Annotated in this window: 15 protein-coding genes and 1 riboswitch; of the genes, 7 read left to right on the top strand and 8 right to left on the bottom strand. The window is 66.4% G+C overall.

All coding sequences use genetic code 11. The features are described from left to right. Window positions 1-167: 167 nt before the first annotated feature. Window positions 168-1,718, bottom strand: coding sequence for a UbiD family decarboxylase domain-containing protein (locus tag ACS5PM_RS03575; protein WP_439385480.1), 1,551 nt, complete (start codon window positions 1,716-1,718; stop codon window positions 168-170). A 264-nt stretch (window positions 1,719-1,982) separates the two neighbouring features. Between ACS5PM_RS03575 and ACS5PM_RS03580 the strand changes: the two genes are divergently transcribed. From ACS5PM_RS03580 to nrdR, 3 genes are all read left to right on the top strand, one after another. Next, window positions 1,983-2,894, top strand: a complete 912-nt coding sequence (locus ACS5PM_RS03580) for a transglycosylase SLT domain-containing protein (protein WP_439385482.1) — start codon at window positions 1,983-1,985, stop codon at window positions 2,892-2,894. A gap of 44 nt (window positions 2,895-2,938) precedes the next feature. Beyond that, window positions 2,939-3,070: riboswitch (ZMP/ZTP riboswitch) on the top strand. A gap of 73 nt (window positions 3,071-3,143) precedes the next feature. Next, window positions 3,144-4,394, top strand: a complete 1,251-nt coding sequence (gene glyA / locus ACS5PM_RS03585) for a serine hydroxymethyltransferase (RefSeq protein WP_439385484.1) — start codon at window positions 3,144-3,146, stop codon at window positions 4,392-4,394. A gap of 38 nt (window positions 4,395-4,432) precedes the next feature. Beyond that, on the top strand, window positions 4,433-4,876 hold the full coding sequence (nrdR, locus tag ACS5PM_RS03590) for a transcriptional regulator NrdR (RefSeq protein WP_439385486.1): 444 nt from the start codon (window positions 4,433-4,435) through the stop codon (window positions 4,874-4,876). 33 nt (window positions 4,877-4,909) lie between these two features. Here the strand turns inward: nrdR and ACS5PM_RS03595 are convergent, their stop codons facing one another. The 7 genes from ACS5PM_RS03595 to ACS5PM_RS03625 form a co-directional block, all read right to left on the bottom strand. Further along, a complete protein-coding gene (locus ACS5PM_RS03595; RefSeq protein WP_439385488.1) occupies window positions 4,910-5,404 on the bottom strand; it encodes a type IV pilin protein in 495 nt (164 codons plus the stop codon). Beyond that, window positions 5,401-9,039: a pilus assembly protein gene (locus tag ACS5PM_RS03600; protein ID WP_439385490.1), complete on the bottom strand. Its 3,639-nt coding sequence runs from the start codon at window positions 9,037-9,039 to the stop codon at window positions 5,401-5,403. Before ACS5PM_RS03600 ends, ACS5PM_RS03595 begins: the two co-directional genes overlap by 4 nt. 24 nt (window positions 9,040-9,063) lie before the next feature. Then, the gene (locus tag ACS5PM_RS03605) at window positions 9,064-9,594 is read right to left on the bottom strand and encodes a pilus assembly PilX family protein (protein ID WP_439385492.1); all 531 of its coding nucleotides are present in this window, start codon (window positions 9,592-9,594) and stop codon (window positions 9,064-9,066) included. Continuing rightward, the gene (locus ACS5PM_RS03610) at window positions 9,594-10,508 is read right to left on the bottom strand and encodes a PilW family protein (RefSeq protein WP_439385620.1); all 915 of its coding nucleotides are present in this window, start codon (window positions 10,506-10,508) and stop codon (window positions 9,594-9,596) included. The genes ACS5PM_RS03605 and ACS5PM_RS03610 overlap by 1 nt, the downstream gene beginning before the upstream one ends. Beyond that, window positions 10,439-11,026 (bottom strand): type IV pilus modification protein PilV, encoded by a 588-nt coding sequence (gene pilV, locus ACS5PM_RS03615; protein ID WP_439385494.1) that lies wholly within the window; start codon window positions 11,024-11,026, stop codon window positions 10,439-10,441. The genes ACS5PM_RS03610 and pilV overlap by 70 nt, the downstream gene beginning before the upstream one ends. Beyond that, on the bottom strand, window positions 11,026-11,571 hold the full coding sequence (locus ACS5PM_RS03620) for a GspH/FimT family pseudopilin (protein ID WP_439385496.1): 546 nt from the start codon (window positions 11,569-11,571) through the stop codon (window positions 11,026-11,028). The genes pilV and ACS5PM_RS03620 overlap by 1 nt, the downstream gene beginning before the upstream one ends. Window positions 11,572-11,650: 79 nt before the next feature. Continuing rightward, window positions 11,651-12,235 (bottom strand): GspH/FimT family pseudopilin, encoded by a 585-nt coding sequence (locus ACS5PM_RS03625; protein ID WP_439385498.1) that lies wholly within the window; start codon window positions 12,233-12,235, stop codon window positions 11,651-11,653. A gap of 210 nt (window positions 12,236-12,445) precedes the next feature. Between ACS5PM_RS03625 and ribD the strand changes: the two genes are divergently transcribed. Genes ribD through nusB form a run of 4 tightly spaced genes read left to right on the top strand, consistent with a single transcriptional unit; the run spans window position 12,446 to window position 15,680 of the window. Beyond that, the gene (ribD, locus tag ACS5PM_RS03630) at window positions 12,446-13,552 is read left to right on the top strand and encodes a bifunctional diaminohydroxyphosphoribosylaminopyrimidine deaminase/5-amino-6-(5-phosphoribosylamino)uracil reductase RibD (RefSeq protein WP_439385500.1); all 1,107 of its coding nucleotides are present in this window, start codon (window positions 12,446-12,448) and stop codon (window positions 13,550-13,552) included. Between the two features lie 47 nt (window positions 13,553-13,599). Beyond that, window positions 13,600-14,697, top strand: a complete 1,098-nt coding sequence (gene ribBA, locus ACS5PM_RS03635) for a bifunctional 3,4-dihydroxy-2-butanone-4-phosphate synthase/GTP cyclohydrolase II (RefSeq protein WP_439385502.1) — start codon at window positions 13,600-13,602, stop codon at window positions 14,695-14,697. Window positions 14,698-14,736: 39 nt separating this feature from the next. Next, entirely contained in the window at window positions 14,737-15,201 is a 465-nt protein-coding gene (gene ribH / locus ACS5PM_RS03640; protein ID WP_439385504.1) for a 6,7-dimethyl-8-ribityllumazine synthase, read from the top strand. After that, window positions 15,198-15,680, top strand: coding sequence for a transcription antitermination factor NusB (nusB, locus tag ACS5PM_RS03645; protein WP_439385506.1), 483 nt, complete (start codon window positions 15,198-15,200; stop codon window positions 15,678-15,680). The genes ribH and nusB overlap by 4 nt, the downstream gene beginning before the upstream one ends. The last annotated feature ends 1 nt before the right edge of the window (window position 15,681 follow it).

Genomic DNA, 15,681 nt, shown 5'->3' on the forward strand with positions numbered 1-15,681 from the left:
GATGCCACTCAGTGGAGCTCCGGCACGAAATTCGGCCAGGGCTCCGTAGGCGCTGGAATTGCGCTTACGGGTGTTTGCCTCGAAAGGCAAATCCAGTTTGCGACAGCCCCTGGGATGCGGCAAGCATCTTTACATGCCCATCCAGTGGGCCTGTATGACCGATCCGGTCAGCGCAGCAGGTCGTCGGCGAGCCGGTCCATCCGGCGCTTGGCGTCCGGGTCCATGACGATCGGACGGCCCCATTCCCGCTGGGTCTCGCCCGGCCATTTGTTCGTCGCGTCCAGCCCCATCTTGCCACCCAGGCCGCTGACCGGCGACGCGAAATCGAGATAGTCGATCGGCGTATCGCTGACCAGCGTGGTGTCGCGAACCGGGTCCATGCGGGTGGTGATGGCCCAGACCACTTCCTTCCAGTCGCGAATGTCCACGTCGTCGTCCGTGACGACGATGAACTTGGTGTACATGAACTGTCGCAGGAAGCTCCACAGGCCGAACATCAGACGCTTGGCATGCCCGGCGTAGCTCTTGCGGATCGAGATCACGGCCATCCGGTAGCTGCAGCCCTCGGGAGGCAGGTAGAAGTCGACAATCTCCGGAAACTGCTTCTGCAGGATGGGCACGAACACCTCGTTCAGCGCCACGCCCAGGATGGCCGGCTCGTCAGGCGGCTTGCCCGTGTAGGTGGAGTGGTAGATCGGGTCGCGCCGGTGGGTCAGCCGCGACAGCTCGAAGACCGGAAACCAGTCCTGCTCGTTGTAGTAGCCCGTGTGGTCGCCGTACGGGCCTTCGAGTGCATGCAGGTACCCGTTGACTTCGCGCAGGGGCACGCCAGCCTCGCTTCGGCCCTCATAGCCGGCTGGTGCTGGCGGGATGTGCCCCTCGAGCACGATCTCGGCGCGGGCCGGCACCTGCAGCTTCAGGTCGCCCTCGCCCACCGAGCTGTCGGCCACCTCGGTCCTTCCGCCCCGCAACAGTCCTGCGAACTGGTACTCCGACAAGGTGTCCGGCACCGGCGTGACGGCCCCCAGCGTGGTGGCGGGATCGGCCCCCAAGGCAACGGCAATGGGAAAGGGCCGGCCCGGGTTCACGCGCGCGAAGTCGCGAAAATCCAGCGCGCCGCCGCGATGCGCCAGCCACCGCATGATGACCTGCCGCCGGCCTATGACCTGCTGGCGGTAGATGCCGAGGTTCTGTCTCAGCCTGGGGCGCGGCACGCCGCGCGGACCGCGCGTGATGACCAGACCCCAGGTGATCAGGGGCGCAGCGTCGCCCGGCCAGCAAAGCTGGATGGGCAGGCGCGCCAAGTTGATCTCCGGCTCCTCGATCACCACCTCCTGGCAAACCGGCGATCCGACCCGGGCGGGCTTCATGTCCCACACCGCCTTGGCCATGTCCCACAGCTTGCCCGCCTCGCGCAGGGAGGTCGGGGGATCGGGCTCTTTCAGCGCGGCCAACAACCGGCCGACGTCCCGCAATTCGGCGACATCGTCCGCGCCCATGCCCAAGGCCACCCGCCTGGGGGTTCCGAACAGGTTGACCAGCGCAGGCATTTCGAAGCCCGGCACGTTGGTCAGCAGCAGCGCCGGCCCCCCGGCTCGCAGAACTCGGTCCGCCAGGGCCGTCATCTCGAGCTGCGGCGACACCGGCGCAGCCACGCGGCGCAGCTCGCCGCAGCCCTCGAGGCCCTCCACGAAGCCCCGCAAGTCGCGATATTTCATACAATAAAGTAATTAGAAGGCAGCCTCTTATCCTTGACTGGTTATTTCCCAGCTTCCAAAATCCGCCGCAACAACCGCTACAAGGGTTTACCCGCGCCAACGTTGGGCGCCAAGAGAGGGTAAGCACCCCGCTCTGCCGCCGGCGCGTCTGCACTTTGCAGCACGCCTTTGCGAGGTGGCAGCCGATTATCACCAGCCCCTGGCAGCTGGCAGGCCCGTCGCGGCCAGCCGAACCTGCGGGCGGTGCACAGAGGAAGGATGGACATGACCGAGCCCCGATGGTGGCTGCGCATGGCCCAGGCCGCCCAACGATCGAGCAGCATCTTCCTGCGCGACGTCGGCAATGGTCTGCTCGATGTCAGCCACAACATGCTGGCCCTGGTGGGCTTGCTCGTCGTGGCCCTGATCATCTTCGCCGCCGGCCGCGCCGACCTGCGCGAAAGCGTCGAGCAGCAGGCTTTCGACTGGCTGCAGCAGCGGCACACCGCCCGAGCGGAAGAGGCCGGCTACGTCGCCGGCCCGGACGACGCGGACAGCGCCGCGCTCGCCCGCGCCCTGGCCACCGACCCGGCGGCCCTGAACCGGCAGCAGGCGGCCGTCGCGAGCTGGCTGTCGCGCCGCTACCGCGTCGCACCCGAGCCGGTGGCGCGCCTGGTGCAGGAGGCCTGGCAAGTCGGTCAGCGCGCCCGACTCGACCCGACGCTGATCCTGGCGATCGTGGCCATCGAGTCCAGCTTCAATCCGTTCGCCCAGAGCCCGGTCGGCGCGCAGGGCCTGATGCAGGTCATGACGCGGGTGCACAACGACAAGTACGAGGTCTTCGGCGGCAAGCTGGCTGCGTTCGACCCGGTGACGAACCTGCGCGTGGGCGTGCAAGTGCTCAAGGAGTGCATCGCCCGCGCCGGCGGCCTGGAAGCGGGACTGAAGTTCTATGTCGGCAGCGGCAATGCCGAAGACGACGGTGGCTATGCCGCGCGCGTCCTGGCCGAGCAACACCACCTGACCCGGGTCGCTGCCGGGCAGCAGGTGTCGGTGACGGTGACGCTGCCGACCGCCTCAGTGGCCGCCACGGCACCGAGCGCGGCCTCCGCGCCTGTGCCACCGGCGGAGGCTGCCGTGCCTCCGAGCGCGGACGCCCGCCCCTCCGTGCCGGAACAGGTCGCCCTGGCCCGCTGAAGCCCCACGGCCTGGCGCGTTCAATCGTGCACGCGGGATACACTAGGGACACGCGCAACTGGCGATAGGGCCGCCGCCCGCCGCAAGGCCGGGGCAGCCGCGAGGTGGATCACCACCGGGAAGCGCGAAGGCAGGGACCGACACTGCCTGATCAGCCGTTCGCCTGGGCAGCCTGCCGACCGTGATACCCCGAAGAAAAGGGGTCGCGGGCCGCGTGGGTGCAACCGCCCCATCTGAAGGAACCGTTCCATGTTCGACCGCTCGCAATCGACGATCGCCAACGTCGACCCCGACCTCTGGACTGCCATCCAGGCCGAAAACCGCCGCCAGGAAGAGCACATCGAGCTCATCGCGTCGGAAAATTACACCTCGCCCGCCGTGATGGCCGCGCAGGGTTCGCAGCTGACGAACAAGTACGCGGAAGGCTACCCGGGCAAGCGCTACTACGGCGGGTGCGAGTATGTTGACGTCGTCGAACAGCTGGCCATCGACCGGCTGAAGGAGCTCTTCGGCGCCCAGTACGCGAACGTGCAGGCCAACTCCGGCTCGCAGGCCAATCAATCGGTCTTCTTCGGGCTGCTGCAGCCCGGCGACACCATCATGGGCATGAGCCTGGCCGAAGGGGGCCACCTCACCCACGGCATGGCGCTCAACATGAGCGGCAAGTGGTTCAAGGTAGTGAGCTACGGACTCGACGCCAACGAGGCCATCGACTACGAGGCGATGGAACGCCTGGCCCACCAGCACAAACCCAAGCTGATCATCGCGGGGGCCTCGGCCTACAGCCTGCACATCGACTTCGAGCGCTTCGCCCGCGTGGCCAAGGCCATCGGCGCGTATTTCATGGTCGACATGGCGCACTACGCCGGCCTCATCGCGGCCGGCGTCTATCCCAACCCGGTTCCGCATGCCGACGTGGTGACCTCCACCACCCACAAGAGCCTGCGCGGCCCGCGCGGCGGCATCGTGCTCATGAACGACGAAGCCATCGCCAAGAAGATCAACTCGGCGATCTTCCCCGGCATCCAGGGCGGCCCGCTGATGCATGTGATCGCCGGCAAGGCCGTCGCCTTCAAGGAGGCGCTGCAGCCCGAGTTCAAGGTCTACCAGCAGCAAGTGGTGGCCAATGCCAAGGTGCTCGCCGACACCCTGACCGAGCGCGGTCTGCGCATCGTCAGCGGCCGCACCGAGAGCCACGTCATGCTCGTCGATCTGCGTCCCAAGGGCCTGACCGGCAAGGAGGCCGAGGCGATCCTGGGCGCGGCCCACATGACCTGCAACAAGAACGGCATCCCGAACGACCCACAGAAGCCCATGGTCACCAGCGGGATCCGCCTGGGGACGCCGGCGATGACGACGCGCGGCTTCAAGGAAGCGCAGGTCCGCCAAACGGCAAACCTGATCGCCGACGTGCTGGACAAGCCGCACGACGAAGCCAACATCGCCCGCGTACGCGAGCAGGTGGCTGCACTCACGCGGGACTTCCCGGTCTACCGCTGACAGCGCATCCGGCCTTGTCCCACTGAGCTGCTCACGCCATGCGCTGCCCCTACTGCGCCCACGTCGAAACCCAGGTCGTCGAGACCCGGGAATCTGACGAGGGTGACGTGGTGCGGCGGCGAAGGCGCTGCACCAAGTGCGACAAGCGTTTCACGACCTATGAGCGGGCCGAGATTTCCCTGCCCGCGATAGTCAAGCGCAGTGGCGCCCGGGTCGAGTTCGACCCGGCGAAATTGCGCGCCTCGATGACGCTCGCGCTGCGCAAGCGCCAGGTCAGCATCGAACAGGTGGACGCCGCCATTGAGCGCATTCAGGACAAGCTGCTGGCCACCGGACTGCGCGAAGTGCCCTCGACCCGCATTGGCGAACTCGTCATGCGAGAGCTCAAGCGGCTGGACAAGGTGGCGTACGTCCGCTTCGCTTCGGTGTATCGAAGCTTCGAGGACGTGGACGAGTTCAGCCGCCTGATCAAGGAAATCTGACCCGCTCTGCCGTCGCGGCAGAGGAGGGTCGGGTCATTTCCAGCATTCGCTGACGTTATGCGTGCTGTTGTCCTTGTAGCCCTTGTCGTCGAGTGTCAGCGAACCGCATCTGGGATCCGAATCCTCCCCCGCCACGGGAGTTGCACGAATCTTGTAGGACAGTCCATTGGAAGAGGCTATGTTCTCCAGTGACACCGAATAAGTCTGTGCGCGCCCGAGGTCGCGTGGGATCCTGTCCCAATGGGGATCCTTGAACACCGTGTCGGCGTCGGCGCCAGTGAAGGTGTTCTGGGCCATGTAGTACCGCTGCAGATACTGCGACACCTCCAGGATGCCCGTCTGAGCCTCCGAACGCTTGCTTCGCCTGACCTGTTCCGTATAGGAGGGATAGGCGATGGCCGCCAGTATGCCGATGATCGCGACCACGATCATCATCTCGACCAGCGTGAAGCCGCCTGCTCCAAGCCTGACTCGGCGGTCCGCACGCACCACGACGTTCCTCATGTACTGGATCTCCTGGCTCTTCATGGGTGCGGGGGATTCAGGATCTGCTGCCAGATGCGATCCTTGATGCTTCCACTGCAGTTGTTCTGGCACGGCGGCGTGGGCGGCGGCGGCAGGTCGACGCGCTTGCACACGTTTTCGGTGTTGCAGATGAGGCCCTGACCGCCGGATTCGTCACCACCTTGCAGCGGGCGATCCGGATCGCTGACGATGGCATCCCGGCCGTCGCTCGAAGACTGGTAGCCGGCGGCGATCTCATCGTCGCTGTCGACGTCGCCATCGCCGTCGGTGTCGAAGATCGGCACGTCGAGCTGGGTCCCATCCTGCGCCTTGAGGATGTAGTTGTAGCCCAGGCCGTTGGTCGATTCACACTCTGCCGCTACAGGGGCAGGTACGACGGTGCTCAGCAGCACATAGTCCATGCCGAGAATGACGGACGGATAGATCACCCGCTGGCGCGAGAACGGCAGGTCGAACATCCAGCCCAGCTGGGTTTCCCAGTTCACCGGCGTGGTGGAAATCTCGTAGTAGACGCCGCTCTTGGTGGTCTTGGGGTCGGTCGACACCGTATTGAGTTGAAGTGCCGATCGGTCCACCCGCACGCTGTCGAAGGGACTCACCTCGTTCAGCGCCGAGTCCCCGACCTTGATCGGATCCCAGACGCCGTAGTAGCTCTGCACGGCCGCCGAATCCGCATCCGCGCTGTCGATCAGCTTGCCGCTGCCGAACAGGACGACCCGGCCCTTGATGGTGTGGTTGACGAACACGGGCGGGACGGTGATGGGCTGTGCATTGCCGGACGCGTCGGTGGCTCGGAACAGGGGTTGACCCTTGAAGCTGACGTTCCAGTCGGACGCGTTTCCGCTGGCGAAATCAAAGCGCCAGAGATTGCCCTTCAAGTCGCCCGCATATGCTGCGACCACTTCCTTGCTTTTGTCGTCCTTGACGAGCGACACGCCCATGAGACCGTTGGACCCACCGTTCTCCACAGTGATCTTCTTCTCGATCTTGCCGGTCGCCACGTCGACGATCATCAGCACGGCATTGCCGCTGTTGCTGTAGACGCCATTGCCCACGAAGGCCTTCCAGCCTCCGTTGCGGACCTTGCCGACCGAGATGTCGCTGAAGATGTAGCCGATGTCGCCGTCATCGGCGCCCGAGTTTTCCCACAGGAGAGACTTCGCGCCCATCGCCGTCGGGTCGGATGTCGGCACATGCAAGGCGAAGAAGGCCTTGCCGCCAGCGCCCATGCTGCCCACGATCAGGTTAGACCACGCCTCGCCCGCCCCCCCGACGCTGATGTAGGCGTCCGTCTCGGCGACCGGCCCATCGACGAAGAAGTGGTGGAAGTTGGTCTTGGTACCGTAGTCGACCGCCGCAATCGTCTTCAGATTGGACAGCCCGGTGCGGGGCAAGTACCCGTAGACCTCCGCGCCTGTGGAACCGCGAATCGCATGCAGGATTCCGTCGTTGCCGCCAACGAAGATGGCGGAATCGGGACGGGCCTTCTTCGCCACCACGTAGTCGGTGTACGAAGGATTGATCGCTGCATAGCCGAGATCCACCAGGCCTTGCACGACCACTGGCGGTGAGTTGACAAAGTCACCGAGCAACTGGCCGGCCCGGGACCTGAACTTCTTGCCGACGCCGCTTTCGAGACTGGTATCGCCGCGGATGTAGTTGGTGAGATCCTGTGAACCGACGAGCTGCTGCGTGCTGCTGTCCATCGATGTCCACTGGAAGGCCATCGAGGTCTTGCCGGACCAGGTGTAGAGATTGCGGGCCGTGAACGCGGGCAGGTGCTCGGACGCCTTCCACTTCGCGGTGTCGCCTTCAGTCTCGCCATCGGAGTTGAGCGCCCAGGCCTCCAGGTCGCCGTACCACGACACCGACTTGTACTTCGGGACGTACTTGACGTTGTTCGCCACGATCGTGGCCGAGGCGGTGGCGACGCCCGCCTCCTTGGCTTCGTTCCCGGCCGCCTTGCCCAGCGAGTACTGCAACGCAGTGGTGAGTTCCGTGACGTTGGAGGCGGAGAAGAAGTCGCCGCCCGTGTTCACGGCCGCGTGCCACATGTCGTCGATCTTTTCAGCAGTGCAGCTCGCGCAGGGATTGGGCCACGAAAGCGCGCCCGACTTGATCTTCTCCAGAGTGAGCTGCTTGGCAGCCGGCGTCGAGGTGTCCAGCGTGCCCTTGACTCCCAGGCCCACCATGTACTGCGTCAGGTGCTGCCAGAACGCGATGTCACCGGAAACGGGCGCCACCTTGTTCTTGATCGCCGTGTCGAGGTCGCTCTTGAAGTAGTAGGTCGCGATATCCGCCAGCGTGTCGGAGTACGCATCGTTGTAGGGCTTTTGCGCGATGTACTGCGTCGGCGTGTAGCCATACGGGTCGTTAACGGGGCCTGAGTAGTCGGGCCCATTCGAATTGTCGGCATTGCCCGTCTTGGCGTACGAGTCGTTGTAATAGCCGTCCGTCATCATCAGGTGCACCGACCGGCGGCACGCGAGCTTGGACGAATTGATGTCGGCGGGATTGGTCAGCCAGGGGCTCCCCGTGGCGCCGCGCTGGTTGACGTCGAAGTACCGGCCGATCTCGTTGAGCGTGATCCGCAGAGGCGTGCTCGGCCACGAAGAGATCTGCTGAACGCCGCCGAGCACCTTGGCCAGGCGGGTCCCATCCAGTTGGCGCATCGGACCACCGTTGGTTTCTGATTCGATGCGGGTGAAGCTCACACCGTCGAGCTTTTCCGAGTTGGACTTGTTGATCCGAGCCCAGCCGAGCCGGATCTTGTCCTTCATGGGCACCAAGGTCTCCGACACCGCCGCCTTGGTGAGCGATTCACGCATGCGGTAGTAGGTGAACCAGTTGGCGAAGTTCTGCAGCTCCTCGGCCTGGGTGCACTTGGTGCCGGCGCAGTCGGTGCGGTTGGCATGCTTGAGGCCAGGCGCGTGCGTGCCATCGGTGGCATTGATGTCGTAGCGCGTATAGCTGGCGGTCAGGGTCGGGTCCGCGCCGGCCTTGAGGCGATAGACCAGGCCTGGATAGAAGTCGCGCGAGTTGGAGCCTTTGGTTCCGGCCGCCGTGTACCAGACGGTGGTGATCTTGGACCCGCCGGTGTAGTTCTTGTTGAGCTGGAACGTTGCCGTGCTGACCACCGGATCCCAGCGCGTGGCCGTCGTCGAGGCATTCGCCATCCGGCTGCCGCTCCCATCCGGCTTGTACCAGGGTGAATAGCGCAGGTCGGGGTTGTAGAAGATCGGGTTCACGTCGGGCGACCGGTATTGCATCTGGTACACGGTCTCGCTGCCCTTCAAGCCCGTCACCACGCCGTCGAGGTAATTGCCTGTCGGAGACTCTCCGTCGAGCTTCCGGGCGTCGCCCGGGAAGCCGCCCACCCACCCGTTGCCCAGATTGAGCGTCTTGGTGGGCCACGTGGGCAGCGTGAAGTTGCCCTCCGGCATGAAGTCCGCCAGCATCGAACCCGAGTCATCGATGGTCAGCAGCACGTTGGCTGGCGGGGGCTCGGAGACGCGGCTGGTGAGCGGGATCTGCGCCGGCTCGGCCGCTTGCGCGGCGCCGGCGGCCAGAGCACACGCGAGGGCGGAGGACGCGAGACTGGCGAGTCCGAGGAGCTGCGGGAAGCGGGAATTCGACATGGATCGATCCTCGAAGGTCTGCCGTCAGACGGCCAGGATGTATTGCAGCCACACGACCGAGCCGGCCGTCGTGACGCCGCCGACCTCGGCGTAGTCAGGGCTGAAGCCGCGCGCCGTGATCACGACGATGGGTGCGTTGGTGGGTCCGCCAGTGGTCGAACGTTGGACCATGCACTGAGGCAAGGTGGACGGAACGAAGGTGCTCAGGGCGGACTGCATGTAGTCCACCGGCACCTCGTTCCTCATGTTGACGTTGGACCAGTTGGCGAAGGTCAGCCAGGCCAGGTCCACTCCGGCTCCAGGATCGTCCAGGACGATGATGGGGGGAGTCGGCGACAGCCTGTACTGCTGCTCGCAATAGGACAGCGCGACTTGCGCCGCCTGGCTCGCCAGCGCCTGCACCCGGGTGTTGTTGGCCACCAGGTCCGAATTCAAGGCACCGCGCATCACGGCCGCCGACGTCAGCCCGATGATGACCAGGACCACCAGGGCCACGATGAGGGCAACGCCTTTTTCGCGGCCCGCGCCAATCTGTTTCCGAAGACGGTTCGACATCACAGGATCCCCAGCCGGTTCTGCAGCACGATCGTCGACGTGAACGCCCGGTACAGCTTCCTGTCCGCCGGCGTCTGCGAATTGCCTTCGCAATCGACGTAGTTGCTCACGTTGTCCAGGATTTCGTTCTCGCTCGCCACCACCAGGCACACGCGGGCTGACACCACTCGGTCGAACTCGGGCTGGTTCATCACGGGAGGGTTGCCGACACGCGTGTAGTAGGCGGCCTGGTTGTTGATGCCGTTGGCGGCCACGCCATACCAGATCTTCATGTCGACGATGTTGTCGACCAGCGCCGCGGCCACGTTGCTGCCCGGCCCGCGGCAGAAGAGTTGGCCGCCGCTGACGAAGAACCGGCTGTAGGACAGGCGGAAGCCGCCGTCGAGCGGGACCTCGTTGCCCAGACAGTCCAGCGGCAGGTTGGCGTTCGACTGGACTGAATTGTGCTGATCGGCTTCATAGATCACCGCGATCGAATCCTCGCCAGTGCCCAGGCAGGTCAGCGCATCGATCGCCACGCTGGTGTCGGTGAAGTCGGATTGGCATCCCCTGATCGCCGGGCCCATGTAGTTCTTGATGAACTGCCCGTTCTGAACCCCGGTGGGAATGCTGTAGCCCGCCGTCGCGATGTGCGAGCGCAGGATGTTCATGGCGAGGCTGACGTCCTCGGTCATCTGCGACATCGCGCGGGCCGTGCGACTGCCGGTCCCCATCCCGAGGTAAGCCGCGAACACCGCCCCCACCACCACCATTCCGATGACCAAGGAGATCATCAACTCGATCAGCGAGAAGCCTCTCTCACGGAGAGCGCGGGATCTCGACGCCATCGCTTGCCGCCTCATCATCACAGTCCCACCCTGAAATAGGCACAGCGCGGACGCGGGCTGACATTGCCGGCAAAGACGTCCGGGCATTCCTTTCGGACGCTGTCGCCGGCCTGGGTCTCTTCCACGGCTTGAGGATCCGTCCACCCGACCCAGATGTCGGCGGCCGTCCCGTCCGCACTGGGGCTGACATAGCCGGCACCGCCGGGCAATCCGAAGTACAGCGCGCGTCTCCAGTCGGCCAGGTCCCTGGCCGCCATGCCGGCGCCGTTGTCCCCGGTACATGGCGCTGCCTGCGTGCAATTGGCGTTGCCGTCCGGCGGGTCGGTGAGGCGGGCGTACTCGTCGGTCAGAGCGTAACTGCCACCGGTCACGCCCAACGGGTTGGCCCGCATCCGGTCGGCGATGTCGTTGGCCAGCAAGGTGGCAATCGCCCTGAATTCGGTGGTCTTGCCGTAGCGGGTCGAATTGGTCAACAGCCCGCTCATCGCAAGCACGCCGAACGACACGACCAGCATCGCCACGAGTACCTCGATCAGAGATACCCCAGCACTGCGGCCCCGCGAGAAACGACTCACTCGTCCGCAGCTTGCACGCCTCGGCCCCATCAGACGCTCCCCTTGGTGATCTTGACGCGACCTTGCGCGCTGACAGCGACATTGCGCACGCGCTGCGAGTTCGAGTCGCCCACAGGCGTGAGCACGAAGGTCACGGCCCCCGTGGGCGTCATGCCGTTGGCCTTGAACTCGATCTGGGGCTGGCTGCCGGAGACGACGGTGGCGATGCTGCGCATCGGGTTCTGCACCCTGATCAGGTTGCCGGCGGAGTCCTGGATGATCCAGCCGGTCAGCCATCCGTCGTCTCCCACCTGCGAACAAGTTGGGGTCGCGCTGGAGGTGTTCTGGCTGGCGCAGATGGTGACGGGGATCCCGCGCTTGGTGGCCTCGGTCCGGGCCAGCCTGATGCCTTCGGCGAGCTCGTCGGCGCTCGCGCCCGCCGCCTGATCGGCGAGAAAGCTCTGCAGCGACGGCACGCCGATGGCCAGGAGAATGCCCGCGATCGCCATGGTCACGAGCAGCTCGACGAGTGTGAAGCCGCCGTCTCTTGCACCGGTGGGGATCGGGTCCAGGGGGTGTGCCGGCAAATTACCCATGGGGCTATCTTCGTTCGGCCCGCGCCGATCGACGATCGCTGCGGGATGAACGGCGCGCGTTTGCCGACAAGCGGCGGTCTCAGCTGCACTGCGCCTGCCTGGCCACCCTCGGCTTGCCCGGCTTGTTGACGCAGATCAACGCCGAGCCCTCCGTGGGCGCGTCGACGGCAGGGTCGCCGGGTGGAAGGAAGCGGAAATGGGCCGCGATGCCGAGGAGCTCACCGCTCCACCGGTAGGTGACATAGCGCTGCGTGCCGACCATGGGGCCCACGCCTTCGGCCGAGGCTTCGATGAACAGAATCTGGTCGTCCTCGTCGACATCGCCTCGCTCGCCCCGGTCGACGAACATGAGCCAGCCTGCGCTCCAGACCTGGCCGGACCCGGCACACGAGGGCCTCTCGGCACCAAGGGAATCGGCGTCCAGCGCGCACACCGTCACCAGGTCTCCGCGCGTGATGGCTTCCGAGCGCGCCCGGCGCAAGACCGAATTGAAGCTCTGGACCTGCGATTGCACCGCGGCCTGGGCCCGCCAGCCGGTCAGACTCGGTACGGCCAGGGTGCTCAACACGCCGGCAATGCCCAGGGCCATCAAGGATTCGACCAAGGTCACGCCAAGCTGGCGCCCACGGCAGCGCGAGCGGCGCCCCGGCAGCTTCGAAAGCATCAGGTTTCTCCTCGCCTGCTGCCCACTCCTCACGGAGCTTCGGGGCAGCCTCATTTGTTGTTGGCATGCGATCCGGTCGGGCGACTCGGCACCACTGCCTCGGTACTTCTGGGCGTGAATTGTTGGCGTGGGAAGGCATCGCCGCCTCCCCCCTTTGGAGGGACCGGGTGACTGCTTAGAACGCTCCCGGCCCGTACACTTTCTCCGCCCATGACCCAGCCACCACCCCACTCCAGCGATCCGATGCAGCACGCGCTGGCGCTCGCTGAATGCGCCATCGGCGTGACCGAGCCCAACCCGCGCGTGGGTTGTGTCCTGGTGGCGGCTGACGGGCGATGGATCGGCGAAGGACACACGCAGGCCGCCGGCTCAGCCCATGCCGAGGTCATGGCGCTGCGCGATGCCGCCGCGCGAGGCCACGACACCCACGGCGCCACCGCCTACGTCACCCTGGAGCCCTGCTCACACCACGGCCGCACGCCACCGTGCTGCGATGCACTCGTCGCGGCCAGCGTGGCACGCGTGGTCGTCGCTGCAGGCGATCCGAACCCCGCGGTCAACGGCCAAGGGGTGGAGCGGCTGCGTGCAGCCGGCATCACGGTGGACTGGGCCGGCGATGCGGCCGCCGAAGCGTCGCGCGAACTCAACATGGGCTTTTTCTCGCGCATGCAGCGCGGGCGGCCCTGGGTTCGCATGAAGATCGCCGCGTCGCTGGACGGCCGCACGGCACTCGACAACGGTGCCAGCCAATGGATCACCGGCGAGGCCGCCCGCCACGACGGCCACGCGTGGCGGCGCCGGGCGGCTGCGCTGCTGACCGGCTCCGGCACCGTGCTGTCCGACGATCCTCGCCTGGACGTGCGCGGCCATCCGATCCAGATGCAGCCTCTGCGGATCGTCGTCGACTCGCAGCTCGCCACGCCGCCGGACGCGCGGCTGTTCGAGGCGGCCGCGCCGCTTCTGTTCGTCGCTGCCAAGCCGGACGAGGCCCGCGCGGTGCCGCTGCGTGTGCAAGGGGCCGAGATCGTCTTCCTTCCCGGCGCCGACGGCCATGTCGATCTCGATGCGCTACTGAGCGAACTGGCACGCCGCGACATCAACGAGTTGCACGTAGAGGCCGGCGCCCGGCTGAACGCTGCCCTGCTTTCGGCCGGCTGGGTCGACGAGCTGCTGGTCTACCAGGCGCCCATGCTGGTCGGCCCGGGCCGGGGCATGGCCGCGCTGCCGGCGCTCGAGACCCTGGAAGGCGCGCAGCGCTTCCGTTTCCACCGCGTCGATCGGGTGGGTGAAGACCTGCGGCTGCTCCTGCGTCGCTGAGCCCCCTGGCACGGGGCCGTGCATACCCTGCCGCCTACAATCGCGGGATGCCCATTTCCCCGATTCCCGAGCTGGTCGCCGAGCTGGCGGCCGGCCGCATGGTCATCCTCGTCGACGAGGAAGACCGAGAAAACGAAGGCGACCTCGTGCTGGCCGCGGACCACGTCAGCCCCGAAGCGATCAACTTCATGGCCAAGCACGGCCGCGGGCTGATCTGCCTCACCCTCACGCGAGAACGCTGCGAGCGACTGCACCTGCCGCCGATGGCCTCGCGCAACGGCACCGTGCACCGCACGGCCTTCACCGTCTCCATCGAGGCGGCGACGGGCGTGACCACCGGCATCTCCGCCGCCGACCGCGCCCGCACCGTGCAGGCCGCGGTCGCGCGTGACGCGAAGGCATCCGACCTTGTCCAGCCCGGCCACGTCTTCCCGCTGCAGGCGCAGGATGGCGGCGTCCTCATGCGCGCCGGTCACACCGAGGCCGGCTGCGACATGGCGGCCATGGCGGGCCTGACGCCCGCGTCGGTGATCTGCGAAATCATGAACGACGACGGCACGATGGCCCGGCTACCCGATCTGGAGGTCTTCGCTCGCGAGCACGGCCTGAAGATCGGCACCATCGCCGACCTGATCCACTACCGCAGCCGCAACGAGTCGCTCGTCACCCGGCTCGGCACGCGTTCCCTGCAGACGGCACAGGGCCGCTTCGAGGCCCATGTGTTCCGCGACCGCTCGGGCGGCGTCCACCTGGCGCTGGCCCACGGCGAATGGTCGGACAGCGAGGAAGTGCTGGTGCGCGTGCACGAGCCCCTCTCGGTGCTGGACCTGCTCGACGCCGGTGATTGCCAGCATTCCTGGCCGCTGCCCAAGGCCCTGGCCGCCCTGAAGGCGAGCGACCGCGGCCTGGCCGTGCTGTTGAACTGCGGCGGCGCAGAGAGCGACCGCCTGCTCGCCGGCCTGCTGCCCGACGGCGACAACGTCGTGCCCGCCGCCTCTGCCATGGACCTGCGCACCTACGGCGTCGGCGCGCAGATCCTGCGCGAACTGGGCGTCACCCGCATGCGCCTGCTCGGCAGTCCGCGCCGCATGCCCAGCATGACCGGCTACGGCCTCGAGGTCACCGGATTCCAGGCCGCCGAATGAACATCATCACCATCCACACCATGTCCGAGGGAGACCCCGATGCAAGGAGCTGACCAGGGCCAGGGCGCGTCGCTCGATGGCGACGGCCTGTCGATCGGCATCGTGCGAGCCCGCTTCAACGATGCCGTCACCCGGGCGCTGGCCGAGGCCTGCCTGGCCGAACTGGCCGCGCTGGGCGTGCCCGACAAGCACATCACCCAGGTCACCGTGCCCGGTGCGCTGGAGATCCCCGTGGCGCTCAAGGCCATGGCCGACAGCGAGGATTTCGACGCCCTCATCGCGCTGGGTTGCATCATCCGCGGCGAGACCTACCACTTCGAACTGGTGGCCAACGAAAGCGGCGCCGGCGTCAGCCGGGTCTCGCTGGACCACCAGATCCCGGTGGCCAACGCCATCCTGACCGTAGAGAACGAAGACCAGGCCTGGGCTCGTGCGGCCGACAAGGGGCGCGACGCCGCCCGCGTCGCCGTCGAGATGGCCAATTTGCTGGACGACCTGTTGTGACCCCTGATTCCCCCACCAGCGCTCCCAAGAAGCGCGTCGTCCCCAAATCGGGCCGCCGCCGCTCGCGCGAGTTCGCCCTGCAGGGCCTGTACGAATGGCTCATCGCCGGCAGCGAGGCCGGCGTGGTCGATGCCCACATGCGCGAGCAGCAGGGCTTCGACAAGTGCGACACCGTCCATTTCGATGCCCTGCTGCATGGTTGCATCCGGGATGCGGCGCCATTGGATGCGGTGCTGGCCAGGCATGTCGACCGCCCGACGACCGAGCTTTCACCCATCGAACATGCCATCCTGCTGGTCGGCGCCTACGAGCTGAGCAACTGCGTGGACGTGCCGTACAAGGTGGCCATCAACGAGGCGGTCGAGCTGGCCAAGAGTTATGGCGGCACGGATGGCCACAAGTACGTCAATGGCGTGCTGGACAAGGCCGCGGCCGAGTTGCGTCCGGCCGAGGTCAACGCGGCGCGGCGCTCGCGATGAG

It is taken from the genome of Ideonella flava (assembly GCF_051857595.1).
Lineage (GTDB): Bacteria > Pseudomonadota > Gammaproteobacteria > Burkholderiales > Burkholderiaceae_C > Ideonella.